Raw genomic sequence first — 25920 nt, forward strand, 5'->3', positions numbered from 1 at the left:
TGAGATTTTAGTTAATTACTTTAATAACTTATAAACTAATTGCTTCATCCCTTCCACAGCCGGTTGCCCGAAAGGATTTATATTATTCATCAGCCCTAAAACTATAGTTTCAATCATTGAGAACATCATCAAGGCTCCTAAACTTTTAGCAGAATCATCTAACATGGTGATTTGACGGGTAGGTATCTTATGTTCTGATAAAATATCCACAAACGCTTTATACTGAGCTAAAATCAAATCTTCTATAGTTTTATTAAATATCCCTTGAAACTCTACCGCCGGCAAATTAGGCGCTTTATATATCGCGAAGTTATAAAGAGAGAAAAATTTATCTTTAGAACCATCAAGGTATAGTTGCAGCTGGCTATGCTGATCTTCAGGGCCATGCGCGCACATCGGGGTAATTCCGAAGCCCTCTTTACCCAAGCTTTCAGCAATTATTTGCTTGTTCCATTCCAAAAAATTATGTAAAGACTTCGCATATGACATATTAATATGTATGCTATACTTATTTTCAACCATGTTAGTTAAAAAAGGCATCCCCTTAGCTATTAAGCTTTCCTCTCTGTTATAAAGAAAATCTCTAAGCACCTCTTCTCCCCCCTCACAAAATGCATGAGCATCTTGATTCATAAGCATTAAAGGTAGCAGGTTAATATTGGTAAACGAGGCAAACCTCCCGCCGATCTCTTCGTGTGGAAGAATAGTGCTGCCTAAATTTATAGCAATTTCTTTTAAGGTGCTATCCTTGAACCCAGTAATAAATATAAAATGTTTATTGATATTTTTTATCCCCTGCTGTTCAAAAATTTTGATTAATGTAAGGCATAGAGAGATTGTCTCAAGTGTTTCGCCGGATTTACTGATAATTAAAAATTTCGTTTGCTTAAGCTCAATCCTTTTAATAAATGACTGAAAATAAATCGGGTCTAAAGTATCCAGGTATTCTATATTTAAATCTGCATTTCGGTTAAATAAAGCAAAAGTTTTAGGGTTTAATATAGCCCCACCCATCCCGACCATTACTACTGTACGGCAATCTTCCTTGATTTGCCTTGCAATAGGCTCCAGCAAATTAGTTAAATTATAATAATAGCTTGAATTAAAGCTAAACAGCTTATAATCGGGAGCGCTATTATCTTTTATATAATGTAATACTTTTAAGAATTCTTCTCCTCTTTGAAAGCATTCCATATTGCTGCTAAGCTTTATATTCATATGTCCTTAACTATCTTTTTCGTTTGTAATTTATATCAATATTCTAAAGGGTCAAAGAGCTTTTTATATTGCTCAATAGCATATCTATCCGTCATGCCTGCTATATAATCTATTATAATCTCAGCTTTCTTTTGTTCATCACAATCAACCAGCTTCTCATACCAATCGGTCGGCATACAATTCGGATTTTTCATTAGGGTTTCAAATAAATTTTTCACCACATGAAAAGCTTTTACTTTAGTACGATTAACTTTATAATGACGGTAAATCCTTTCGAACAGAAATGCTTTTATTTTATCCTTTATCACTTCCATATCTTTTGAAAAAGCCGCAATCGGTTCATGCATGTTTCTAATATCCTCAGCTGAGTGAATGTTGTAAAAAGATATTCTTCTTTTAATCTCGGCAACTAAATCGGTAACCATTTGTTTTTTCAATCTTCTTAGTGCTTCACTTATCATCTTTGAAACAAAGAGGTTCGGGTAAGTAGATTCAAGCATAGTAAATATTTCACCCAATAGGTCTAAAGATTTAAGATCCGAAATGGTAATAAACCCTGCCCTATATCCGTCATCAATGTCATGATTTATATAAGCGATATCATCGGCAAGCGATGCAACCTGTGCTTCAAGTGAAGCAAAAGTTTCAAGTTTCAGATCAAATACTTTAGTTATGTCAGTATATATATTACTCAGTTTTTTAGGCTTACTGTATTTCCCGGTTAACGGACCGTTATGCTTGGCAATTCCTTCTAAAGTTTCCCAGGTTAAATTTAAACCATCAAATTCTGCATATCTTTGTTCAAGATAGGCTAGAATTTTTAAGGTTTGAGCATTATGGTCAAATCCACCGAATTCTTTTGCTACTTCCTGCAAGGCATCTTCACCTGCATGCCCGAAGGGTGGGTGGCCTAAATCATGAGCTAAAGCTATGCACTCGGTTAAATCTTCATTTAAGTTCAGCTCATATGCAATAGCTTTTGCAATTTGAGCGACTTCTAAGCTATGGGTTAATCGAGTTCTATAGTGGTCTCCCGCATAATTTATAAATACTTGAGTCTTGTACTCAAGCCTTCTGAAAGATATGGAATTTATTATACGGTTTCGGTCATTTTGGTATGGTAAAAGATATCCTTCATAGCTTTCTTTATGCCGTCTTCCCTGGCTATGCGCAATATCAACGGCATAACTTGCCAATCGTAAATTCTTCATATTATTGCTGTTTATCTGCTCCATCGCTTATCCGTATATACTCATTTCTTTCCCATTATACCCCATTTACTCCCAAAAAACACTATTATTCAATACAAAATTGTGTAATACTATTAATAAACACTAGTCATGCATAATATGGGAATTTTTATTTCTACTTATGTAAATAAGTTAGATGATAAGAACCGCCTTTCAGTTCCGGCTCCCTTCAGGAGCATAATTGAGACTGAGGGAAGTATGATTGTTTACGGGTATTGCTCATTTGTTAATAATGCTATTGAAGTTTGTACGGAAAAAAGAATGCGGGAGTTACAGGGATACATAGAAGATTTAGATATCTTTTCACTAGAGCGCGATGCGTTGGAAACTGCAATTTTAGGTGGTGCAGAGCTGCTTAACATTGATAGTAAAGGACGTATTGTTCTACCTGAGCGTTTAATTAAATTCGGCAATATAAAAAATGAAGCAGCTTTTGTAGGTAAGGGAAAAACATTTGAAATATGGCCGATTGAGGAATTTCTGGAGCATTCTAAAAAGTCAAGAGATTACGCTATCTCCAAAAAAATAACTTTAAAGCAAAAAAGAGGGGTGGAATAAATGCAGATTATAAACTCCTCAGAAACTTCAAAGCCTCATAAACCCGTATTGATAAAAGAGGTATTAGAAGCCCTTTCCCCTCAGGATGAAGGTATATATATCGATGCAACATTCGGAGCCGGCGGGTATACTAAAGAAATTTTAACTAATGCCGGCTGCAAGGTACATGGTATTGATAGAGATAGCAGTGTAGCAAAATTTGCAGATGATTTATCCAAGCAGTTTGAAGGACGTTTTAAATTTATAAACGGGGAATTCGGTAGTTTAGAAAATATTATACTCGACAATAATTTAGATAGAATTGACGGTATAGTGTTTGATATCGGAGTTTCTTCCATGCAACTGGATCAAGGCGAGCGAGGCTTCTCTTTTGCTAAAAATGCACCGCTTGATATGAGGATGGATCAAAATAGCGGCGGCATTACTGCTTACGACATAGTGAACAGCACTTCGGAACAGGATCTTGCTGATATAATTTTTAAATTCGGCGGTGAGAGAAAATCAAGAAAAATAGCTTATCTGATTAATAAAGCCCGCAGTATAAAACCTATCGAAACAACTTGTGAGCTGGCAGAGATAATTGCTCGCGGAAACGGTAGGTATGGCCATTCCATCCACCCTGCAACTAAAGCTTTTCAGGCATTAAGGATTGTTGTTAATGACGAACTTACTCAATTGGAAAATGCATTAATTGCTGCTGCTAAGTATATAGCTTTGGGTGGAAAAATATTAGTTATCACTTTCCATTCATTAGAAGATAAAATAGTTAAAGAATATTTTAATGAGTTATGTGGAAAACGTATTAATACCAATCGCCATCTACCTCAGATTGAATTTTATAACGAACCGAACTTCGAATTTGTATTTAAAGGAGCTTTAACCCCATCAAACGAAGAAGTATCAGGCAACCCCCGAGCCAGATCGGCCAAACTTAGAGCAATAAGGAGGATAAAATGATTAACGCCTTATTTAAGCCTTCAAGTTTGATCGGAATTCTAGCACTGATTTTAAGTTCAATATTGCTATTTGAAATTAAATATAGCGTACAAAAAATACGCAAAGAACTAAATTCAGTCGACAATGAAATAATTAAGACGAAAGAAGATATACATATTTTAAAAGCTGAATTATCCTATATTACTAAGCCGGAAAGTTTAGCTAAGCTTTCCAAAAAAAATTTAAACTTAGTATCCATAGATCCGACGAGGATTAAAAGTGTGCATTTAGGGGAAATAAACAAACTTTTTTTGGAAGAGGGGACGGAATAAAATGCAGCTTCGAACAAAGCAGCATAACCAGCAGATTACTGAGAGAGCTAAATCTGCAAATTATGAAAAAGCCATGGATATATGCCACAGTAGGCTAACTTTTGTTATCATATGCTTAACCTTATCTTTTTTAGCCTTAATTTCTCGACTTTTTTATTTAACTGGTTTTTCATCAATTGAAGATATAAAAATTACTTCAAGTAGAAAACCTTCTAAGGAATTTTTATTAAAGAGAGCTTCAATTACCGATAGAAACGGAGAGCTGCTTGCAACCAACATTACTACTGCTTCGTTGTATGCCAATCCCCGTTACCTGATTAACCCGGATGAGGCGGCAAGAAAACTCTCCGAAGCTTTACCAAGCTTAAAATATCAGGACTTAATAACTAAATTTAAATTAAATAAAAATTTTGCATGGGTAAAGAGACACCTCACACCTAAAGAGCAGCAAATCATTCATGATCTTGGAATTCCGGGTTTATATTTTACTAAAGATGAGAGGAGGGTCTACCCGCAAACTCACTTATTTGCTCATAGCGTCGGGTTTACTGATGTTGACGGTAACGGACTCTCAGGTATAGAAAAAACTTTTAATTACGATTTGGCCGAGTCGACTCAACTTCCCCTGGAACTCTCTCTTGATTTAAGAATACAAAATATAGTACGTGAAGAATTATTGCGTGCCATTGATTTAAATCAAGCCATAGGTGCTTCAGGCTTGGTTATGAATGTTAATAACGGAGAAGTTATTTCGATGGTAAGCCTACCGGATTTTAACCCTAATAGAACTGAAGGTACCAACGACAGACAAAGATTTAATCAAATTAGCCTAGGCTCCTATGAGATGGGATCGGTATTTAAGGTATTGACCACTGCCTCAGCCTTTGATTTAGGAAGGGTAAAAGTTAATGATGCTTTTAATGTCTCCGTTCCTTACAAGGTTGCAAATTTTAAAATCAATGACTATAAAGGTAAAGGTGGAGAGCTTTCCATACCTGAGATTTTAATGTATTCATCAAACATCGGTACCGCTCAAATAGCCTCTTATATCGGAGTTAAGGATCAGCAGGAATACATGCAGAGGTTCGGAGTTTTGGACAAGCTAAGCATTGAAATTCCTGAAGTATCCTCCCCTCGCTATCCGCCAAAAAAGAAATGGAATGAAGTAAGTATGGTCACGATCAGCTATGGGCACGGCATAGCAGTCACTCCGCTTCATTTGGCAAGAGCTATTGCAGCTTCCGTAAACGGCGGGGTGTTAGTACAACCTACTCTACTTAAACATCATGCGCCCAGAGACGAATACCCCAGAGTAATCGGAGAAGAAACCTCGCTACTTATGCGTAAGATGCTAAGGTTGGTAGTTACCGGCGGTTCAGGAAGAAGGGCTGAAGTACCCGGATATTTTTTAGGCGGAAAAAGTGGTACGGCCGAAAAAATCTGTGGTCGAGGTTATTGCAAAAATTCTAATTTATCTTTATTTGTTGCCGCATATCCGATCCATAAGCCTGAATATTTGGTTTTAGTCATGGTTGATGAAGCAAAACGCAATACTTACAATAACGGTATGCTCTCAGGCGGAGCCGTCTCCGCTCCGGTTGCAGGAGAGATTGTGAAAAGAATTTCTCCTATACTCGGCGTTCACCCCATTTTAGACAAGAGTGAAGAGATAAACGATATACTATCACTTGATTTCAGCCCTCGTCATCAAAAAATCAGTGCCAGGTAGTTAAACAATCATTTTTATATAAATTAATCTTTTGTTAACTTTTTTTCACTAATATCTGATAAAAAGAAGTCAGATGAAGGTTAATTAATGGCAAAAGATCAAAAGCATGGAGAGACATTATATAGATATAACTCTGATACTAAAAATAACGAGTTTGTCACTCAGTCTTCCCCTAATGCTGTTGAACCCGAGGTTTGGCAGTACAAGGACGCTAAAGGAGGCGGTGCTAATGAAGCCGGGGAATTAGGCGGCGTATATCAAAGTCTTAATCGAACCGCTTTATTTAAACAAGACCCGAATCCCGCTAAAAATATAGCTGAGTTTTTAGCTTCTCAAATGCACAGATCCACCCATCCCGAGCATCAGGCGGAAGTGTTTTTTGCTAAAGTTACGGATGAAGCAGGAAAACCGACTCATCCTTATATTGCTTCCATATTTTTTAATAATTACCAAGGAGATCTCTTTAAATACGCTTATACAAGCAAGGGCTTAATCCCGCCGGAAGATAGGCCGAAATTTATGGGAACGCAAAATGTATTAGTGAATACTTTCGGTATAGAAAATACAGCCGCTCTTATTAATGAGATTTTAAGTAGTTTGCCGGGTTTTGCCGAATCGGTAGTACCGAGGTTGCTAACCAATGATATGGATATGCATTCAGGAAACTTAGGAGTGGAAGTTGAAAACGGTATGGGAAAATTTGTCAGTATTGATTTCGGCGGCGCCAATGCTTCCCTTGAAGAAAAAATCCATCCGCATTCCCATACCAGACACATACCCGGCTTAGGGCCTACTAACCACTTTAGAGAATATGGCAGGAAATATAAAATTACCCCCGCCTTTGCGGCAGAATGCGATAAAGTAGCTAAGCATGATTACACTAAAACTATTGATGATGCTTTTGAAAAAATTGCCGAGTATAATAATTTTAAAGCAATTAAAGCATTCGGCAATCTCTTAGGTATGCCGACAAAACAACTACGTATTCCGGATACCGAGATAAATAAAGAGAAATTATTAGGAATTATTAAAGAGCATTACAAAGTTATTATAAAAGCCAGGCAAGAAGACTTAAGCAAATTCTCAGCCCAAATAAAAACTGATTTATGCTTAAAAAGTTATAAAGAAAACGGTGAGCTTTCATATGAAAACGTAGAAGGAGAAGATGTCACTTTAAAGCAGGTTATAAAAGAACATAAAGGATATTTTGAAGCTATATTGGGAGCTAATGAAAAATTAAAATTTAGAGATAATGATAATTCCAAAAATTATAAAGCTTTAAAAGAGACGGTATTAAGCACGGCAGAAGAGACTCTCGGCATAGAACGCAAGACAAATATAGCAGATATTTTGACCAAGACTTTTGATTCGGCAAATAATAAAGTAAGAGAAGTGTTAAGTAGCATAAAATTTATTCTCTTTCCTCCCCGGGACTATCCCAAGCAAGAAGGAATGTTTATTGATAATAATTTGAGTTTTAGCGATAATCCCGTTTATAAGCCGAAACCCGCTCAAAATGTAGAGCAGCCTAAGATTAACAGTGCACAACAATCTACCTATCAATCACAAGAAACGTATCCTCCTTTAACCGCTCAGAAAATTGAAACTTCAAAAAAGGTTACAGATAAATCTATAAAATCCAATTTATCGACTTCTCCATTTATGATTAAAAGCAATAATTCTTCCCCTTTAGCTACTACTGAGCTCACAACTGATCCAAAAGCATTTGAAAACAATCAACCCCTTAAGATAGAAGGCTTGAAAGATATTATAAGCAAAGTATGGAATAAAATAAAAAGTTTTACTCAAATAATAAAAGAAAAATTTATATCCGAAAATGATGATTCAAAAGGTAGATAGGTAATTTTTAATTGATGCCCTTAGCCATTAGAAAATTAGCAGCCGTCAACTAAAACAAAATTTTCAATACTATTAATCATTTATTAACTATTTTTGGAATATACTTATTTATGTAAGTTAAATTTATAAAAGATATAATTATGCCGGTTGAAAGAGATCCAATAGAAATGAAGAAAATTATTGATAAAATATGCAATCAAGTCTTTACAGATACATTAGATGAAATGATTAAACTTAAAGCATCTCGATCTCAGACATTCGGTGCTGAAACAATCCCCGAATGCACAAAGGAAGATAAAGAAAGCTTACTTGATAAAATGTATAAAAATATGACAAAAAGAGTTTATGAGGAAGGAGTTGATGGTAGAACTTTAGATCTTACCCCAATACATGAAGATGATCGTATAGAATTCAAGCCCAAGAGAATTGAAGAAGGTACAATGCTTGAATTACTTACTAAAATGGAAAAGAGCATCAACTCTTTTATGATAAAGAACAAACAAGAAAACAAAATTGATTTTAAAGAATATGCAATTCAGTCAACTCCTAGACAAGATTGTATTAAAGAGATTGGAATTCAAGATGAATTGAATAAATCCCCGTTAAGGAAATCTTTAGAAAATTTTATTGGTAAGTTAATTGATAAGGTTACTGGCAAAGATCGAGAACAGGAACGGGCTCAAACTAAGGATTTAACTAAGAGCGCAAAGGAAACAAGAGTGGACATAGGTAAGTTTACTCATAAAGTTATGAAAGATGAAGCAGCTGTTACAAGCTTGAGAAGATGAAGCAGCTGTTACAAGCTTGAGAAGATGACACACCAAAAATAATAGCTATTTTCGGTCTTATAAGCACGATAGGTTTTATATTTTTTTCCGACAAGGATTAAGAAAATTATAGATTTCTTTATTATAATGCTACAAGCCTTACTGATATACTTCCTACACTTAAAGACCACCAAGCACAGAAAGCTAAAGGGATATGGGGTGAAATAACTAGAGTTCGAGATTATTAAAAAGTTTTACTGAAACAATAAAAGAAAAATTTATCTCAGCAAATAATGATTCAAAAGGCAGATAGGTAATTTAAAGTGGTGCCCAGAATTGGAATCGAACCAACGACACAAGGATTTTCAATCCTTTGCTCTACCGACTGAGCTATCTGGGCTTATGAAATAGCCGCAAAGAAAATGGCGACCCCTGCGGGACTCGAACCCGCGTTGCCACCGTGAAAGGGTGGAGTCCTAACCGCTAGACGAAGGGGTCGCTGCATTTGCTTGTATATTCCTATACTGTTTGCTTTCTAAAAGCAAGTAATAATTTATAAAATCACCAAAAGGTCATTTATTTCTTAATTATAACATTTTCAAAAGCATAGTTGATAAACTTAGAATTAATGAAATAATAATTATATTTATGATAACACATTCTTATTTCCAAGATGCTTAACCACCGATCCTTAAAGATCACTTATACTGAGAAAACCCGAAATAGAAGAAGCATACAGCGGGAAGAATTTAATTATCACCCTTTAAGAACTGCCTATATCAAGAAAAATCAAAAGTTAAAAGTTTTATTAAAACATATGCTTTATGGTAGTGAAGAAGAAATAATTAATAGCCTGAAAACGATGCCTTTTTATGAATATATTTTGATCAAAGATGATATATATGAGGCTAATATAGTGTTATGGGCAGTTTTACGCCGACAGCTGAATGTTTTAAATTACTTGCTTCAAGAAGCACACCGTAATGACAAAATTATTTTAGACGCCGAGGATAAGGATAAAAATAACTGTTTTATATATGCAGCTTTCATAGGCAACCTACATTTAGTCAAAGCAATACTAAAGCTTAATCGTAATTATGTAGATTCAGTTAATATTTACGGAGAAAACGGGTTGATGGCTGCAATAGTAGGCGAAAACCCTGAAGTGGTCAGATATTTACTGAAAACTCATTGCAATCTTATTAACCTATCCGATAACGAAGGTTACAATGCTTTTTTAATTGCTGCTTATAAGAATAATGCGGAAGTAATGACCGAGCTATTAGCTATTAATCCCGAGCTTATTAATTCCGTTAGCACGGAGAATGAAAATGCTTTTATAATAAGAGAAAATATTAATACTGGGTTATTATTACTTAGCTATAATATTAAGACGCTTAAAATAAATAATACTTGTAATGTTAAAAAATGGTTAGCCTTATTAGGCTTATCCTCAAAGGAAGAGTTTGGTAATCTTCAACAACAGGTTAATGATATGGGTAGAAAATTAATATTTCTACACTTAAAAATTATTGAAGAAGTCTTAAGTGATTTATTACCCCCTGAGATTATAGAGCATATTGTATACTTTTTTTCTCACCCTCAAATTGCGGATATCTATCCTAATATTGCAATAGAATACCAATTAAAACCTAAATATCTTGAACTTTTAAAACAGCGTTGCGCTAGGGAAATATTGCAGGAATCTTATCCCGATTATAGTTTAATTTATTCGCCCGAAACAGATTATATCAAGGTACTCGAACAGAAAGTATACCAAGCCTTATATGAAAAAAACTTACCACCTCAGGATGATAATCAATTATTCCTACATATACCCTGTGCGGAAAAGAAACATTTATTGACTACTTATTATTATTTAAATGTTATTCCTCACCCCGTTCAGGTAATTTTTACCTGTGAAATAAAATTCCCACCTCCCAAGCATAATATAAGCACGATACCACAAAGATATAAAACACAGTTATTTACATCCGAACTTCCGAACAGAGGTTTAAAACACTTAGATAATTTACGCCGGGAAGGACATTGCCTGCAATAAATAAAGTATATTACTTCAATATGTATTTTATCGCTTTTCAACCCCCCATCTAAAGGTTGCGGATTTTTTATTTCGGTGTTAATTATTCTACATAAAAAATAATTAAGAGCATTTTTAATGTGTGGAATTATAGGCATAGTAAGTAATTATCAGGATGTAAGTGAAAGAGTATTACATTCAATCGCAAGATTAGAATATAGAGGTTATGATTCAGCCGGTATTGCCACAATATTTTCCAATGGCTTTAACCTGCTGAAATTAGCCGGCAAGGTAAAAGACCTTAAAGCGGCTTTTAAAAAGAATCCGACTCGCGGACGGATAGGTATAGGCCACACAAGGTGGGCTACTCACGGGGCTCCGTCATACGAAAATGCACATCCTATGGTAACTAAAGATATCGCCCTGGTTCATAACGGTATTATCGAAAATTATATGGAAATCAAGGAAGAGCTAAGGGAACAAAATTATAAGTTTAGCGGCGATACCGATACTGAAGTATTAGCAACTTTGATCCAATCTTATATTGACCGGAAACAGCCGCTCGACCGAGCAATAAGAAATGCAGCCGATCGTTGCCATGGCTTATATGCTTTTATTGTAATCAGTAGTCATGATCCGAACAGGATAATAGGGGTGAAGAAAGGTTTGCCGCTTGCAGTCGGAATAGGTGAAAATGAGATGTATTTCGGCTCGGATGCTTATGCCTTATTTCCGCTTACCAATAAGCTTATTTATTTAAATGATAATGAAATCGCTACCATTACCCCCCGCGAATACAAGGTTTGCGACATGAAGGGAAATGAACTGAATAAAGAAATTAAAAAAGTCTCAATCCAGGAAGTTTCCAGTAAAGAAGAATTTGAGCATTATATGCTTAAAGAGATTTATGAGCAACCGAGTGCGATTGCTCGCTGTTTTGATCACTATTATGATTCTAATAAGAAAGAGCTGTTATTTAAGGCAATGGACTTTAACTGGAATGAAGTTAAAAAGGTATATATAATTGCCTGTGGCACTTCATACTATGCCGGAGCAGTGGCAAAATATTGGCTTGAGCAAAAAACTAAAATCAATGTTGAAATTGATATAGCTTCGGAATTTCGTTACCGTGAACCGGTTTTAGATACTAAAGACGTATTTATTTTTATCTCCCAATCAGGCGAGACTGCCGATACTCTCGCTGCACTTAAAATGGTTAAGGAAAAAGGAATTAAGACATTTGCCATAGTAAACGTAGAAGAGAGCTCTATGGGTAACCTTGCTGATTTTGTTTTACCTATTTGCGCAGGGAGTGAAATAGGGGTTGCTTCTACTAAAGCATTTACATGCCAACTTATAGTATTATCTCTGCTTTCTCTCTATATCAGTTATGCGAAAGGTCTACTAAGCAATATAGAATTTGAAAAGGAGCTGTTAAAACTGCATGAAACTCCTAGTAAAGTTACGGAAACATTAAACTTGGATAGAAATGTTAAAACCCTGGCTGAGAGCATTCTTCATCTTAATAATATTATTTATATCGGCAGAGGTATTGCCTACCCTATAGCATTGGAAGGAGCATTAAAAATAAAAGAATTATCATATCTTCCTGCGCTCGGTATGCCGGCAGGGGAATTAAAGCATGGACCGATAGCCTTAATTGATAACAACACACCTGTTTGTGTAATCGCTCCAAATGATAAGCTATTTGCTAAAATAGCTTCCAACTTACAGGAAGCATACGCAAGAGGAGGTAAAATCATTTTATTCAGTGATAAGGGTGGTATAGAACAACTCAAAAACTTTTGTTTTATGACCGTTGAGTTGCCCGAAGCAGATGATTTTACCGCCCCCCTACTTTATACTATTCCGTTACAAATGCTTGCCTACCATTTTGCAGTGCTTAAAGGTAATGATGTAGATCAGCCCAGGAATTTAGCAAAATCAGTAACTGTAGAATAATAATTATAGGAGCTTAAGCGCATATACAGGCATTAAAGGTAACTATATCGGAAACAAAGCTAACCAGGAAACAAAGTAAATTAATAATTTATCAAATGTTGCTTAGCTGGGAGATTGATTAATAATATTAATTCAGCCTTATCCCACTAAAAGGCTTCATAATTATGATTTTTAGTATTATCATAACTATGAAAATAAGCAGTTTAAAGGTTCTAAATTTAAATGAACATGCAAAAAAAAATACATTAGCCACCCTCATTCAAGTGCTACTAAAATCAATTAACATTTTTCGCTTAAATTTTTGGCAGATCGGAATAATAGTAATTATTGTCTCAATGGTCTCTCACTTAGCTATTTACCCTGTTACCGAATATCTGACCGCATTTGCCAAGAACCCTGAAGCATTAAAGGAAGCTAAGTTTCTACCTATAATATTTACCGCCCTAACTATACTACTTAACCAAACTATGTTTGTAATCGCTATAACTTTAGTTGTTTTATCTAGACCACAAAATATTTTTCAATGCTTTGAAAGAATAAGAGCTTTTGTTAAAAACAAATTTATTACCCTTTATTTGGCTTGCACTCTAAAATCTATATTAATTAATATCGGTCTAACATTATATTTTTTTCCCGGGATTATCGTAGTAGTAGCATTTTCTATGGTGGAATTTATAATATTAATTGAAGGTAAGGGAATAAAAGAATCAATATATAAAAGTATTGAAATGGTTCGTCCGTTATTTTTCAAATTAGTAGTTTGTATTTCTTTATTTTACTTTATTTTATTCATAGTATTAGGTCTCCCTATTTACTTTAAAAGCGTAATTTATTTCGGCTTAATCGCACTTTATATAATTAACATGCTGGTTCTATATCTAAGACTTAAAGAGTAGCATTAATTTGCAGCTATAAGAGGAATGGTGGGACCTGTAGGACTTGAACCTACGACAACACCGTTATGAGCGGTGTGTTCTAACCAACTGAACTAAGGTCCCCTGGAAATTTAAAACCTATTTTATATCAATAAATATAGTAGTTGTCCAGATAGAATTAACATCAAATTAGCTTCTTACAAAACTCTATATAATTTCCCCCAAAAGCTTCCAGCTTAGCAATTTTAGTCTCATCTATATTGTATGCTTCCGAGATTGAGGCATATTCAGGCATTACCGCTGCTTTCAGATCAAACATTACTCCCCTCAACTGTATAATACCTCTGATTCCTCCTAAGCCCCCGGGGCTTGCAGCAACCAACCCTACCGGCTTTTTAGCGAAAGCTTCATACATGCTTTCATTCGGGTTTAACTTGCGAGATACCCAATCAATAACATTTTTCAATACTCCCGAAAAAGACCCGTTATATTCCGGAGAAGCAATTAGTATTGCATTAGCATTATGAATTTCTTTTTTAAATTCCTTTGTTTTTAAAGGCATTCCTTCATCTTCGATGTCCTGGTTAAATAACGGTATCTCATAATCATTTAAATCCAATATTTTAATCTCTACATCATATCCGGCAACCTTTTCGGCTATTATTTCTAAAATCTTTTTATTATAAGATTCTTTCCTTAAGCTTCCCGCAAAAGCAACAATTCTTAAATTTCCCATATCTTTATTTTCTACATAAGTTATTCATATATATTAAAGTATATCAACTATAAACTTTGCGTAAATTAAATACTTATTGTACCCTTATAATTATATAATACTAATAACTCATATATGTTTTTTTATAAGTATTGGAGTTTAAGAACAAAGATTTTAGTAGTAACGATTTTACCGTTTATTATTGCGGCATTGTTTGTGTTTATTTTTGTCACCGAAAAGCTCGGAGAATTTTCAAAAGATAAAGCAAAGAGCGAAACCTATAAATATACTTATTACCATGCCCATCAAATACAAAACCATCTTAATAACGTCAGCCATGTTATCAAGCATTTAAGCGGAGTAATCGGCGGCTTGTCTAATGCCGATATGCTTAATGATCATGCACTTAACTTTTTTCTCGATTATACGGTTAGTAATTTAGATAATGTTTATATGGCTTGGATAGTGTGGGATAAGGATAATCAGCAGCTTAGCAATCCCGCAGATAATAAAAATACAGGACGCACTCTCCTCAAAGCTAAAGATAATAAATTTATAAAAAACAAGTTACAGGACTATACACAAGAATACAAAAAGCAATATCACTTAGCTAATAAAAAAAATAATCATCTTTATATTGTAGTAAGAAATGAAGATAACCGCAATTTGGTCACTTTTTTTAAACCTCTGTATGATATGAACGAAGAATTCATAGCTCTGGTCGGGATTGATATTTATATATCAAGCATCCAAGATATTGTTAAACAAACAAAAATTTCAAATGATGAAGTGCTTTCACTTTCCACTGACCAAGGAATTTTTATTACAGGCATAAATATCGATAAAGAAAAATTTTATCATAAATCGGGTAAAGAAGATGAGGGGATGTATAAAGTAACTATTCCAATTATTATTGAAGGCTACCAAGGTAATTGGCTTTTTTCATTAGAAATTCCGACTAAAAAGATTAACCTGGAAGCATTAAAAATTATTAAAATTACGATAGCAATCTTTCTCATCTGCTTAAGCATAGCAATATTTCTTTCTTTCTATACTGCAAACCATTTAGTGCGTCCGCTCTCATACCTTACTAAAATCTTAACCAGTATTTCTCAAGGTAGGGTAGTTACTAATCTTGAAATACCTTCCATGCATAGATTTGATGAAATAGGGAAAATCGCCAGAGCTACCGAAGTATTTAAGGCTAATACCCAGGAATTAATTCAAGCCAAACAAAAAGCTGAGAGTGCCAACCATGCAAAAAGCGAATTTCTGGCTAATATGTCCCATGAGTTGCGTACGCCTATGCATGCAATTTTAAGTTATACAAAAATTATATTGGATCGTTACAATGAAGGGAAAGACCTATCGAAGCTAATAAAATATCTTGATAATATATATTCAAGCGGCAACAGATTACTTAAACTTCTTAACAACCTGCTGGACCTTTCCAAATTGGAAGCCGGCCAAATGAAAACCAAATTTGAAGCAGCTAATATTGTTGATATTATTAACAAGTCATTAAATGAGCTTTCTGCATTATTAGAAAATAAACAATTACATGTTTCATTTTCTAATAAATTATCAAATTCGGAAATAACTCTGGATACTGAACTTGTAATGCGGCTTATAATAAACTTGCTTTCAAATGCAATTAAATTTTCGCCCCCTAATTCTACCATAGAAATTAATATTGAAGATACTTTGTATGAACGAGAAAACAATGTTTACCCGGCAACACTTATTAGCATTAAAGACTACGGCACCGGGATCCCGGAAGGAGAGTTGGAACTGATTTTCCAAAAATTTAACCAAAGCAGTAAAACCAAGCAAAACAGTGGTGGAACCGGACTCGGCCTTGCAATATGCCTGGATATAACAAAAATACATAAGGGTAGGATTTGGGCGGAAAATACCCCTCAGGGCGGCGCTTTATTTAAAATCATTCTTCCGAGAGATTTAAGCGCAACAATAATTAATGATAATTTTATAGTTAAAACATAGGTAAGAGCAAAATGAGCGGAGATGAGAAAAAAATAAAAATTTTAGCAGTAGATGATGAAGAGTTCAATCTGGATATTTTATTGGAATACTTTGAAGAAGAGGGTTATGAAATACTTACTGCACAGGATGGGGTTAAAGCTTGGGAGATTCTAGAGAAAGAAGAAGTAAATCTGGTCGTACTTGACCGTATGATGCCTAATATGGACGGAATTTCACTGTTGAAAAGAATCAAAGCTACCGAAAGATTTAAAGCTACCCCGGTTATTATGCAAACAGCAGCAACTTCCGTAGAAGAAGTACGTGAAGGGGTAGAAGCAGGAGCATTTTATTATCTAAGTAAACCTTATCAAAAAGAGTTGTTGTTATCTATAGTAAGATCCGCCCTCGAAAGTGCAAAGAAATATTCTGCACTGGTTGATACCGTGAGCTTGAACTTAAGCGCCTTAAAACTTATAAAAAAAGCCGGTTTTGAATTCAGAAATTTGGAAGAAGTTAAATCTCTTTCCGCGCTAATTTCCAATAGCTGCCCTAAAGAACGCAATGTTTTGTGGGGTGTCACCGAATTAATGTTAAATGCTGTTGAACACGGGAATCTGGGAATTACTTATGAAGAAAAGAAAAGATACTTAATTGAAGGCGGATGGGTTGAAGAGATTAAGAGCAGGCTTCAGCGTGAAGAATATAAACATAAGGTTTGTAAGCTTGAATTTGAAAGAACCGATACCAAAATTACAATTACTATCATTGATCAAGGCACAGGCTTTGCCCCACAAAAATATATGGAAATCGACCCTAACAGAATTACCGACCCCAACGGAAGAGGGATCGCTCTTTCAAAGCAAATTAGTTTTGATAGTTTGGTTTATTCAAATAAAGGTAATAGCGTTTGTTGTAAGATTTTTTTATAATTTTATTCACAAAAATTCATTCTCTAATTAAATCTGGAAATAATAAATTTTGCATGTTAATAGTGTAAGGTAAAGGCCTGAGTGATTAGGAGATATCGGTTGATAGTTTATCTGCGTAATTTATGCCTCACATTACTTGCTGCTTATTTAAGCATTGCTGCAGTTATTCCAAATTCATTTTCCCAAACTTCAGAAGAAGATACCATCCCGAAAAACAAGCATATTAGAATCCTCTCTATTGACGGAGGCGGGATTAGAGGCATTATTCCAGCATTAATACTAAAAAATTTGGAATCCAGGCTAACGGAAGGACGCAACCTTACGGATTGTTTTGATATAATGACCGGCACTTCAACGGGAGGAATTATAGTTTTATTGCTAAATACCCCGGATGAGAGCGGTAAACCGAAGTATCAAGCCGATCACATATTTAAACTTTATTTGGAATTAGGTAACAAAGTATTTAAAAATTCAATTTGGCAAAATGTTAAAAGTGGTGCTGGCTGGTGGGGAGCTAAGTACTCGGAAAAGAATTTAGAACAATTATTAAGTAAATATTTTGGTAATACTCAGTTAAAGGATACTTTAAGTAATATAAGTATACCGGCTTATGAGATTGAAAGAGATCAGACTTTTTTCTTCCACACCCATAAAGCACGCAAAACAGAGGAAGGGAATTATTTACTTAAAGATATAGCACGCGCTACTTCCGCGGCACCCGGATATTTTAAACCCGCCCAAATTAATAATATACTAAAAACCTCTAATCATGTGTTTATTGATGGGGGCATATCAGTGAATAACCCTACCCTTTCCGCAGCTGTATATACTTCGGAAATTTACGGGATAAAAACTCCGTTTTTCATAGTGTCGTTAGGTACAGGTACCAATTATGGCGCTAAAGGCAAATATATCGCTCGTGAAAAGGTTGTAGATTCAGGCTTTTTAGGATGGGCAAAAAAGATTATTCCGACAATGATGTATGCTGTTAATGCGGTAACCGATTATGAAATGCGTTATACCTTTAATTATAACAATCCGCATACGGACTATTTCAGGTTTCAACCAATTATTGAGACTGAACATGGGGATTTAGATAATATATCTGAAGAAAATCTAAACGCTCTTAAACTATATGCTGAACGACTCATAAAAGATAATGAGCAAACTTTACAAGAAATCGCTGATGTTTTGAATGAAGATAGAAACATTTCTAATCATTAATTTCATATATTTCATAAACTAGGCAAGAAGACTATTATTAAACAAAAAGCAATATTTACACAAAAAAGATTTGACATATCCAAGATTAAAAAGATATTATAATGGCGTAACATATCTTTTTCTTAATCAATAAAAAGACTTAAGCCTATCAATCTTTAGGGGTACGCCTTATAAAAGCTCCCATTAGACTTATGACTTGGATTAAGCATGCTTAAGCATAAATTTTAATAGACTTAATGAGGATTATAATAATCTATGAAACATGATAAAGAAGTAGCATTAAACGAAGAGCTAATTTCTGACGATAATAAAATTACCCGAGAAGCAGAAAAAAAAGGATCATCTCCAAGACGCAGGCGAATTTTAAAAGCTGTTAATCCTAAACCGCAACAAGAAACTTTAAATGCTCCAGAAGAAGTAATAAAGAAACATGAAAATAAAGAGACCTTAGATAATACTTTAAATGAACCTAAAAATGATCAGTTAGAATTAGATAAAAAAGATAAAGCCCCTAATCAACAGTGCGCTGAAGAAGAGGCATTTGATAAGCAGGAACCCGAGCCTGAAATGACATTCCACCTTAAAGATCTAAAGAAAAAAGCTCCTGACGAGCTTCTGGATCTTGCGGAATCTTTAGAAGTTGAAAATCCGAGTAGCTTAGCAAAAAATGACCTTATCTTTGTTATCTTAAAACGTCTTGCTGATAGAGGCGGTGTAATGATAGGGGAAGGAGTGCTGGAAATTTTACAAGACGGATATGGATTTTTACGTTCATCTGAAAATAATTATGTTCCCGGTCCTGATGATATTTACGTATCGCCAAACCAAATCAGAAGATTAGGTATGCGAACCGGAGATACGGTAGTGGGTCCGGTAAGAGCGCCAAAAAAAGGTGAAAGATATTTTGCATTAATTAAAGTAAATACTGTGAATGCTTATGAAACCACAAGCATTCACCATAGAGTCCACTTTGAAGACCTTACCCCCCTCTATCCGGATGAAAAGATAAGGCTGGAAACTCATAAGCCGACAAAAGATTTAAGCTCAAGAGTAATTGAGATGGTAGCTCCGCTCGGGAAAGGTCAAAGGGCTTTAATAGTAGCTCCACCCAGAACCGGTAAAACTGTTTTACTACAAAACATTGCGCATGCAATCAGCGAAAACCATCCGGAAGTCGTATTAATCGTTCTTTTGATTGATGAAAGGCCGGAAGAAGTAACCGATATGGCAAGATCGGTAAAAGGGGAAGTTGTGAGCTCAACTTTTGATGAACCGTCTAATCGACACGTACAATTAGCAGAAATGGTAATTGAAAAAGCAAAAAGATTAGTTGAGCATAAGAAAGACGTAGTAATTCTCTTAGACTCGATTACAAGACTTGCACGTGCTTATAACAACGTTGCTCCTTCATCAGGGAAGGTTTTAAGCGGCGGGGTAGATTCTAATGCTTTACAAAGACCTAAAAGATTTTTCGGAGCGGCAAGAAACATTGAAGAAGGCGGGTCACTTACTATTATTGCAACTGCTCTTATTGAAACCGGCTCGAGAATGGATGAAGTTATTTTTGAAGAATTTAAAGGCACCGGCAACTCTGAAATTGTTCTTGATCGTAAAATTGCTGATAAACGTACTTTCCCGGCGATTGATATATCTAAGTCAGGCACCAGAAAAGAAGACTTGTTAGTTGATAAATCTACTCTCTCTAAGATGTGGGTATTAAGAAAAATATTAAATCCGATGGGTTCTACCGATGCTATTGAATTTCTAATCGGAAAGTTAAAATCAACTAAATCGAATGAAATGTTTTTTGAGCAAATGAATACTTATAATGGTAGCGGCGGTTCATCTCATTAATGATTTTTGCATAGAAAGCTAAAATGACACAACTGGAAGAAATTGCTTTTGCTAAGGTAAATTTATTTTTAAATGTTACCGGTCGAGATGAGCAGGGCTACCATCTTCTGGAAAGTTACTTTGCTCTGCTGAATTGCGGCGATATAATTGCAATTAAAGAATCTTTAGCCTTAAACTGCATTACTGAAAATGCTGAAATAAGGGAAGGAAACATTGCTTTAAAAGCTTTTGAAGCAATAGAGGCATATGTAGGCACCTTAAAACCGGTAGAAATACTGATTAAGAAAAAAATCCCGATTGCCGCAGGCATGGGCGGGGGCTCAAGTAATGCGGCAAGCACCATAAGGTTGGTAAATACTTTATATAACCTTAATCTAAGCATGAAGGAAATGGCGGATATTGCTTATAATGTAGGCGCTGATGTTCCATTCTTTATATATAATAATAGTGCTTTTGCTACAGGCAGAGGGGAAAAACTCCTACCCCTGAAACTTAATATTTCTTTACCCCTATTATTAGTTAAGCCTCCCGTCAACGTTAATACAAAAGAAGTTTATAAACTAAGCGTTAAATCTTTTACTCCTAATTTGGAGGAAATTAGCGCTAAATCCGCGATTGAGCAAATATATTACGGCAAAAATGATCTTACTGCACCTGCATTAATCATTGCCCCCCCGGTTTCGGTAACACTGGATATCGTCGCTAAACAAACGGGGTGTATAGTATCCAGAATGTCCGGAAGCGGCAGCACTTGTTTCGGTATTTTTTCAGATGAGGAAAAAGCTAAGCAGGCACTATATAATTTAAATAGAACTTATCCTAAGTTTTGGTGTCACTATCAATTGTTAGAGTTGTAAACAAAAAAAACTTTTCATATACTGGTTATATATCTCTTAAATATAGAAATTATGTATATTCATAAAAGCCAAGCAGAGCAAAAATTAATAAATATAATTAATAATCAGCATACCAAACAAAATGCCCGTATCGGTTTAATTTTTAACCTTGCCGGCCTTGAAGAACAACATAAAAATGAGGAGCATTTTAATATAGCGCTTAATGTTTTAAGGGATAAGCTAAGCACTTGTGTTGGAGATATAGTATCATTCGGGGATGGAGACATTTTCGTAATTTGCAACAATACAAATTTACAACAAATAGAAGAGGCAATTTTTCAAATGCGTTATTTATTTGTTGACGATCAATTAGCTTACCTAAGCCCCGGAATCGCAAACAATAACTTTTGCCAAATGTACGATCTTCAAAGTGACTGGAGTGATTTTTTCGCCAGATGTGAAGATAAAATAATACAGGCTCAAAACGATAATTTTGCATTTAATTTATCCACTGAAATAGAATCTGATATAGCAAATCTCTTAACCGGTTGTCTTGAAAATTCTTTGGCAGAAATAGATATGGAAAGTTATACTGATAACTCACCTATATGGATGCACTCTGACGATGATTCTTTTAAAATGGTTATTAGAGAAATTGAAATTAGTAAAAACCAGATAAGAAATGATTTAATCCATACGTTAGATTTCCTCAACAATCCCCATTTATTTAAATATTTATGTGATATTGTAGATATTAAACTTTTAATCCGATTAATCAATGAAGCTCAAGGAGAAGAAGGCATAGGCTGCCTTATAAACATTTCTCTTTCAACGCTTCAATCTGAGGAATTCGAACTCTTCGACTCCGCAATTGCTGAAGTATTTAAGAAAAATATTATAATTGCCTTTAACATAAGCGAAGTACTTGAAAATATTGATGAGTTTATGGATATTAAGAATAATCTGCAAAATTGTGGTTATAAAGTATGTTTAAATGATATCGATTATAAAATATTTTTACTTATTGAAGCAGAAATTTTTGGGTTCGATCTGATAAAATTAAAGTTTGATAAGATATTAATTGATCAGGAACAAGAAAAAGTTCTTAATTTATTATATAAAAAAATTGAGTCATTAAATTCTACGCATCTTATATTAACTAACTGTGATACTGAAGCCTTTGCGCTTGGAAAAGAGCTGGGAATCTATCTTTTTAAAGGTAAATTTTCCGAAGATGAGTAACTAAGTCATTCAGATTTACTATAAAGTATAAAAGGCATGCCTAAAACATAACTTTTATTCTTTGGGAAGGGAATACAAATATATCTATGGCTAGAAATTAAGTAATCTATCTTGATTATTTATAATTGATAGGTATATAAATAAATATTATAAGCCGAAGTAGCACAGGGGTAGTGCAACTGATTCGTAATCAGTAGGTCGGAGGTTCAAATCCTCTCTTCGGCACCAGGCAATATATAGGTTTAGTATATTGAGAGAACTTTGGATTTTCTTCGTTTTCTACATATTTTCTACACTATGCATAAAGAGAAATAGAGTTCATTTAAATATTAACCATACAATTCTTATACTTTCTTTAATTATTTTTTTGAATAATAGGTAATCAGCTCAGCTAAATAATTTAAAGATGCACTTTATAATACTGCACTCGCTTCAAATCCTGATCACTCCCTATGTATAGCCGTGTACCCAATATGTTGAGGAGAACTCTTTTATCTTGCCTTAAAGTAACAAATATGCTACCTCTCATTTTTTACCTTTCTCTATTTGTATCATCTTGTTGTTTACGCTTCAGTATTTCTTCCGGAGAAATTACATTTCGTGAACTTATTATTTTAGGGAAATTTAACTGTATACCAGGTACATTATTATTAATTTCCGGGCTTACATTTTCCTCAATATCCGGAGATGATCTAAACTCAGGCTCGCTAACATCTGCATCGCTACTACTATGGGTAGGGCTTAGCTCATTACCGATCATTTTTTCTGATGGTTGAAGATTATTAACTAAATCTTTTATAGCCACAAACATGCAACTTTTTAATACTATTTCTCCATTTGGAGTATTTTCTGTTAGTACTGAGAAAAGATCTTGACCATTTTCTAATATTAGTTTTTCCAAGATTTCTTGGTGCCCTCTTAATATTTGATATAATTCATAAATTTGCTTACTTTCTCTAATATTCCTAGCGCAAAAATCCTTAAACATGTTTAAACTTTCTCTTAAATCATAAAGTTGTTCCTGATTGAGCAATAAGCTTAGCTTTTCATAAGAAGGTAGGTAAATACCTGTAATTTCTTTAATGTACCAGGATATATCTTTATTAGGTAATCTCTTTATGTTAAGAGCCTCAATAAAATTTTTATTAATTTCTTCAATCGGTATTTCTACCTCTTCATCATTGACTTCCGGCAAGCTTACTTCATCTGCTGCTTCTATCTTTCTAGGACTAATTTTTAAAATATTACTTTTTAAATCCTTGGAAACTAGGTGTATGTAATTATACAGCTCCAAATTTAATGCTGAGATAACTGAAATTGGATTTTCAAATTTTTTAAGTTTGACTACATAACAATATTCACCTAATTTTTCTTTAATCTCCTCTTCACTATTAATATCAATACGTACTTCTGTTATTTTGTCAGCATCAATTTCCCTGTTTAAAGCTGCTTTTAGTTGTTCAATGTATTGATTTTTTTGATTTAATAATTTCTCTCCTATTATATGCGCTTTTTTAGCTTTAAACAAACCTTTAACTACTTGGTTTTCATATATTTCACTAACATATTTTTTTGCAAACTCTTTTCTAAGTTCTTTTATTGCGTTTTCGTAGCCTTTTTCTTCTTCTGAGGGTGTATAGAACTTAGGGACATCATAATGTTGAGCGAACTCTTCTTGGGTATCCATAACCTGCTCAGCCATAATCATCATGTTCTTAAGTGCAAATAATCCGCAACTTTTTAGAGGTTCCTCAAGTTGTTCTTGGATATCTGGTTGGATTTGTCTTATATTTATCTGCCATCCTAGCTTCAGCGGATAAGCCGCTCTAATCTCTTGTTCAAACTCTGCTCTTTTGTAGCCTAAAGAATCTTTGTATAATACTGTTAATGTTTTTTCGCCGCTTAAAAGATTAATTCCCGGAATAATACAAAAAGCTATCCAATGGACATTATTTGTATTATAAACTCCCACACCCACCTTCCCTACTTCAAGCTGAGATTGATAATCCCCTAAAATCTCCACAGCTGAGATAATTTTAGCTTTATTTCCTTTCCCTAATGTTCCGATAAACTTGATTCTGCTCTCTCTAGACAGTCCATGAATTAACTGTTTTGCAATATATTCAATATCGGAAGTTTGATATTCGTAATTTAGGTTATCATATTGATTAAATGCATTGTCACCCGCATGATGGTCTATTATACTTACTTGAGATATGTTTTCTTTTAAAATATGCTCAATATCAGCCTTTGAAATAACTCCTCCCGCTAATGCCATAAATATTGATTGAAGTAGTGTATCTTTTTTATTTTCTTCATGCTCAGCCATTATTGATATTTCATTTTCGCTAGGTTCCGGGCTAGTGGAATCAGGAGGGAACATAGAAGAATGTAATTCTCTTATCTTATTTAATCCTTCTTTCCTAAGTTTATTATACTCATCTTTTATCTCTTTATTTTTTGTCATAAAGAGTGGTGGGCTCCATTTATTATTAGCTTTAGCAATTTTATGGGAATCTCTATAATGCAACTCCAGTATATCTTGTTGATTAAGTTCATTTTCTTCAGGCGAACCTTCAGTTAATTTTAATTTTTTACCTTCGTTGATTTTTCTAGTTTGTACATTATTAAATGCTGCTATCGTTAAACTACAATCCGGGCAACATAGCTTTGAAATACCTATATAAAAGTCTCCTGTTACTCCTTTATCCACCAATCTTTGTGAAACTTGCATTTCTGCATGAGAATCCTTTCCGCCTGCACCTCCATGCGTATCAACTCATAACCATGCTCTGCTTGCTCATTTAAACTTACAGTATTACCATCAACCACCTTTCTTAAAAATTGCTTATATTTCTCACCCCTGTCACTGGATAAATTCAAAAATACATCGCTATTTTTAAAAGCTTCCAAAAGCGGGTCGAATAGAACTTCATGCTTTTCAGATAATTCTTTTTCAAGTTTTTTAAAATCTAATGCTAAACGAGATATAATAATCTGAGCACCTCCTAAAAAGGAACCGATTCTGGAATCAACCTGCTTTGGGTTTATTTTTATAATATCAGTTAAATCAATAATGCTTTTTTTTCTTATATCCATTGGATTATCCAAATCCAAAACCATACTTGTAAGTCTTTCTAAATATTGATTAAAGCTAGCTTGGTATGCTTTCTGAAGCTCACTTTGTACATATAAATTACAAACATTATGAAATAACTTTAACCTTTCATCACTTTTGGGCAGTTCACTTAAACCATTTTTAGCAATACCAGCAAAGTAAGCCATGACATTAAATATTAGCTTGTAATTTATGGTATCAACAGAGCTGGGTTTAGGTGTTAATATATTAGATGCAATAAGAAATCTCTCGCCATCAAAACATACTGCCGCACATGCACTGCTTCCTTTAAGCAACTTGCCAGAGAATCCAGCCTACGATCCTTTCTTGTAATAGTTCGTTTCACGGGCAGGTCTCCAATGCTTAATTCTTCTGCTTTTGGTGCTTTTTCTTGTTCAGTTCTTGGCTTTTTTGTGCTTAAAATCTCTGTACTGCCTTGATTTTCTTCTTCAATTTTTCTTTTGTTTTCTTTCATAAAAACTCTCTTGCAT

21 protein-coding genes and 4 tRNA genes are annotated in these 25920 nt (G+C 34.4%); 16 read left to right on the plus strand and 9 right to left on the minus strand.

All coding sequences use genetic code 11. The annotated features are described in order from the left end of the window. Window positions 1-15 precede the first annotated feature (15 nt). Together NF27_RS10330 and NF27_RS10335 are read right to left on the minus strand one after the other, a co-directional pair. A complete protein-coding gene (locus tag NF27_RS10330; protein ID WP_039459331.1) occupies window positions 16-1218 on the minus strand; it encodes a hypothetical protein in 1203 nt (400 codons plus the stop codon). Between the two features lie 35 nt (window positions 1219-1253). After that, on the minus strand, window positions 1254-2429 hold the full coding sequence (locus tag NF27_RS10335; protein WP_039459410.1) for a deoxyguanosinetriphosphate triphosphohydrolase: 1176 nt from the start codon (window positions 2427-2429) through the stop codon (window positions 1254-1256). A 129-nt stretch (window positions 2430-2558) separates the two neighbouring features. Between NF27_RS10335 and NF27_RS10340 the strand changes: the two genes are divergently transcribed. The 6 genes from NF27_RS10340 (at window position 2559) to NF27_RS10365 (ending at window position 8671) form a co-directional block, all read left to right on the plus strand. Next, on the plus strand, window positions 2559-3026 hold the full coding sequence (locus NF27_RS10340) for a division/cell wall cluster transcriptional repressor MraZ (RefSeq protein WP_084212960.1): 468 nt from the start codon (window positions 2559-2561) through the stop codon (window positions 3024-3026). Next, window positions 3027-3983 (plus strand): 16S rRNA (cytosine(1402)-N(4))-methyltransferase RsmH, encoded by a 957-nt coding sequence (rsmH, locus tag NF27_RS10345; RefSeq protein WP_053332788.1) that lies wholly within the window; start codon window positions 3027-3029, stop codon window positions 3981-3983. Then, window positions 3980-4294 (plus strand): cell division protein FtsL, encoded by a 315-nt coding sequence (gene ftsL, locus NF27_RS10350; protein WP_039459337.1) that lies wholly within the window; start codon window positions 3980-3982, stop codon window positions 4292-4294. The genes rsmH and ftsL overlap by 4 nt, the downstream gene beginning before the upstream one ends. Window position 4295: 1 nt before the next feature. Next, window positions 4296-6023, plus strand: a complete 1728-nt coding sequence (locus NF27_RS10355; RefSeq protein ID WP_053332789.1) for a peptidoglycan D,D-transpeptidase FtsI family protein — start codon at window positions 4296-4298, stop codon at window positions 6021-6023. An 87-nt stretch (window positions 6024-6110) separates the two neighbouring features. After that, complete coding sequence (locus tag NF27_RS10360; protein ID WP_039459340.1) at window positions 6111-7883, plus strand: hypothetical protein; 1773 nt, start codon at window positions 6111-6113, stop codon at window positions 7881-7883. A 140-nt stretch (window positions 7884-8023) separates the two neighbouring features. Then, a complete protein-coding gene (locus NF27_RS10365; protein ID WP_039459342.1) occupies window positions 8024-8671 on the plus strand; it encodes a hypothetical protein in 648 nt (215 codons plus the stop codon). A 303-nt stretch (window positions 8672-8974) separates the two neighbouring features. On the opposite strand, the gene NF27_RS10370 is transcribed toward NF27_RS10365, so the two are convergent. Further along, window positions 8975-9050 (minus strand) — tRNA-Phe (locus tag NF27_RS10370). Between the two features lie 23 nt (window positions 9051-9073). Further along, window positions 9074-9148 (minus strand) — tRNA-Glu (locus NF27_RS10375). Between the two features lie 175 nt (window positions 9149-9323). On the opposite strand from NF27_RS10375, the gene NF27_RS10380 reads away from it, so the two are divergent. The 3 genes from NF27_RS10380 to NF27_RS10390 all read left to right on the plus strand — a co-directional run bounded on the left by NF27_RS10380 (window position 9324) and on the right by NF27_RS10390 (window position 13549). Continuing rightward, entirely contained in the window at window positions 9324-10712 is a 1389-nt protein-coding gene (locus tag NF27_RS10380) for an ankyrin repeat domain-containing protein (RefSeq protein WP_039459345.1), read from the plus strand. Between the two features lie 117 nt (window positions 10713-10829). Continuing rightward, window positions 10830-12653, plus strand: coding sequence for a glutamine--fructose-6-phosphate transaminase (isomerizing) (gene glmS / locus NF27_RS10385; RefSeq protein ID WP_039459348.1), 1824 nt, complete (start codon window positions 10830-10832; stop codon window positions 12651-12653). Window positions 12654-12841: 188 nt separating this feature from the next. Then, a complete protein-coding gene (locus tag NF27_RS10390; protein WP_161791865.1) occupies window positions 12842-13549 on the plus strand; it encodes a hypothetical protein in 708 nt (235 codons plus the stop codon). 25 nt (window positions 13550-13574) lie between these two features. Here the strand turns inward: NF27_RS10390 and NF27_RS10395 are convergent. Together NF27_RS10395 and NF27_RS10400 are read right to left on the minus strand one after the other, a co-directional pair. Then, a tRNA-Met gene (locus NF27_RS10395) sits at window positions 13575-13651 on the minus strand. 61 nt (window positions 13652-13712) lie between these two features. Then, the gene (locus NF27_RS10400) at window positions 13713-14264 is read right to left on the minus strand and encodes an NADPH-dependent FMN reductase (RefSeq protein ID WP_039459353.1); all 552 of its coding nucleotides are present in this window, start codon (window positions 14262-14264) and stop codon (window positions 13713-13715) included. Between the two features lie 114 nt (window positions 14265-14378). Between NF27_RS10400 and NF27_RS11520 the strand changes: the two genes are divergently transcribed. From NF27_RS11520 to NF27_RS10435, 7 genes are all read left to right on the plus strand, one after another. After that, window positions 14379-16247, plus strand: coding sequence for a sensor histidine kinase (locus NF27_RS11520; RefSeq protein WP_053332790.1), 1869 nt, complete (start codon window positions 14379-14381; stop codon window positions 16245-16247). Between the two features lie 11 nt (window positions 16248-16258). After that, on the plus strand, window positions 16259-17155 hold the full coding sequence (locus NF27_RS10410; RefSeq protein ID WP_039459354.1) for a response regulator: 897 nt from the start codon (window positions 16259-16261) through the stop codon (window positions 17153-17155). A 99-nt stretch (window positions 17156-17254) separates the two neighbouring features. Then, window positions 17255-18379 (plus strand): patatin-like phospholipase family protein, encoded by a 1125-nt coding sequence (locus NF27_RS10415; RefSeq protein WP_039459356.1) that lies wholly within the window; start codon window positions 17255-17257, stop codon window positions 18377-18379. A 567-nt stretch (window positions 18380-18946) separates the two neighbouring features. Then, complete coding sequence (gene rho / locus NF27_RS10420) at window positions 18947-20233, plus strand: transcription termination factor Rho (RefSeq protein ID WP_039459420.1); 1287 nt, start codon at window positions 18947-18949, stop codon at window positions 20231-20233. Between the two features lie 23 nt (window positions 20234-20256). Beyond that, window positions 20257-21090 carry a 4-(cytidine 5'-diphospho)-2-C-methyl-D-erythritol kinase gene (locus NF27_RS10425; protein ID WP_039459358.1) on the plus strand — a complete coding sequence of 278 codons (834 nt, stop codon included), beginning with the start codon at window positions 20257-20259 and terminating at the stop codon, window positions 21088-21090. 51 nt (window positions 21091-21141) lie between these two features. After that, entirely contained in the window at window positions 21142-22311 is a 1170-nt protein-coding gene (locus tag NF27_RS10430; protein WP_039459361.1) for a hypothetical protein, read from the plus strand. Window positions 22312-22464: 153 nt separating this feature from the next. Beyond that, window positions 22465-22539: transfer RNA gene (locus NF27_RS10435), tRNA-Thr, on the plus strand. A gap of 304 nt (window positions 22540-22843) precedes the next feature. Here the strand turns inward: NF27_RS10435 and NF27_RS10440 are convergent. Genes NF27_RS10440 through NF27_RS10450 form a run of 3 tightly spaced genes read right to left on the minus strand, consistent with a single transcriptional unit; the run spans window position 22844 to window position 25904 of the window. Further along, a complete protein-coding gene (locus NF27_RS10440) occupies window positions 22844-25045 on the minus strand; it encodes a hypothetical protein (protein WP_039459363.1) in 2202 nt (733 codons plus the stop codon). Next, entirely contained in the window at window positions 25009-25596 is a 588-nt protein-coding gene (locus NF27_RS10445) for a hypothetical protein (protein WP_039459367.1), read from the minus strand. Before NF27_RS10445 ends, NF27_RS10440 begins: the two co-directional genes overlap by 37 nt. A gap of 53 nt (window positions 25597-25649) precedes the next feature. Continuing rightward, the gene (locus NF27_RS10450) at window positions 25650-25904 is read right to left on the minus strand and encodes a hypothetical protein (protein ID WP_039459370.1); all 255 of its coding nucleotides are present in this window, start codon (window positions 25902-25904) and stop codon (window positions 25650-25652) included. Window positions 25905-25920 lie beyond the last annotated feature (16 nt).

This window comes from Candidatus Jidaibacter acanthamoeba, assembly GCF_000815465.1.
In the GTDB taxonomy this organism is placed as follows: domain Bacteria; phylum Pseudomonadota; class Alphaproteobacteria; order Rickettsiales; family Midichloriaceae; genus Jidaibacter; species Jidaibacter acanthamoebae.

Bases quoted from the DNA above. Each gene is read 5' to 3' on its own strand.
- NF27_RS10330 (WP_039459331.1), bottom strand. From the start codon at position 1,218: ATGAATATAAAGCTTAGCAGCAATATGGAATGCTTTCAAAGAGGAGAA.
- NF27_RS10335 (WP_039459410.1), bottom strand. From the start codon at position 2,429: ATGAAGAATTTACGATTGGCAAGTTATGCCGTTGATATTGCGCATAGC.
- NF27_RS10340 (WP_084212960.1), top strand. From the start codon at position 2,559: ATGCATAATATGGGAATTTTTATTTCTACTTATGTAAATAAGTTAGAT.
- rsmH (WP_053332788.1), top strand. From the start codon at position 3,027: ATGCAGATTATAAACTCCTCAGAAACTTCAAAGCCTCATAAACCCGTA.
- ftsL (WP_039459337.1), top strand. From the start codon at position 3,980: ATGATTAACGCCTTATTTAAGCCTTCAAGTTTGATCGGAATTCTAGCA.
- NF27_RS10355 (WP_053332789.1), top strand. From the start codon at position 4,296: ATGCAGCTTCGAACAAAGCAGCATAACCAGCAGATTACTGAGAGAGCT.
- NF27_RS10360 (WP_039459340.1), top strand. From the start codon at position 6,111: ATGGCAAAAGATCAAAAGCATGGAGAGACATTATATAGATATAACTCT.
- NF27_RS10365 (WP_039459342.1), top strand. From the start codon at position 8,024: ATGCCGGTTGAAAGAGATCCAATAGAAATGAAGAAAATTATTGATAAA.
- NF27_RS10380 (WP_039459345.1), top strand. From the start codon at position 9,324: ATGCTTAACCACCGATCCTTAAAGATCACTTATACTGAGAAAACCCGA.
- glmS (WP_039459348.1), top strand. From the start codon at position 10,830: ATGTGTGGAATTATAGGCATAGTAAGTAATTATCAGGATGTAAGTGAA.
- NF27_RS10390 (WP_161791865.1), top strand. From the start codon at position 12,842: ATGAAAATAAGCAGTTTAAAGGTTCTAAATTTAAATGAACATGCAAAA.
- NF27_RS10400 (WP_039459353.1), bottom strand. From the start codon at position 14,264: ATGGGAAATTTAAGAATTGTTGCTTTTGCGGGAAGCTTAAGGAAAGAA.
- NF27_RS11520 (WP_053332790.1), top strand. From the start codon at position 14,379: ATGTTTTTTTATAAGTATTGGAGTTTAAGAACAAAGATTTTAGTAGTA.
- NF27_RS10410 (WP_039459354.1), top strand. From the start codon at position 16,259: ATGAGCGGAGATGAGAAAAAAATAAAAATTTTAGCAGTAGATGATGAA.
- rho (WP_039459420.1), top strand. From the start codon at position 18,947: ATGACATTCCACCTTAAAGATCTAAAGAAAAAAGCTCCTGACGAGCTT.
- NF27_RS10425 (WP_039459358.1), top strand. From the start codon at position 20,257: ATGACACAACTGGAAGAAATTGCTTTTGCTAAGGTAAATTTATTTTTA.
- NF27_RS10430 (WP_039459361.1), top strand. From the start codon at position 21,142: ATGTATATTCATAAAAGCCAAGCAGAGCAAAAATTAATAAATATAATT.
- NF27_RS10440 (WP_039459363.1), bottom strand. From the start codon at position 25,045: ATGCAAGTTTCACAAAGATTGGTGGATAAAGGAGTAACAGGAGACTTT.
- NF27_RS10445 (WP_039459367.1), bottom strand. From the start codon at position 25,596: ATGGCTTACTTTGCTGGTATTGCTAAAAATGGTTTAAGTGAACTGCCC.
- NF27_RS10450 (WP_039459370.1), bottom strand. From the start codon at position 25,904: ATGAAAGAAAACAAAAGAAAAATTGAAGAAGAAAATCAAGGCAGTACA.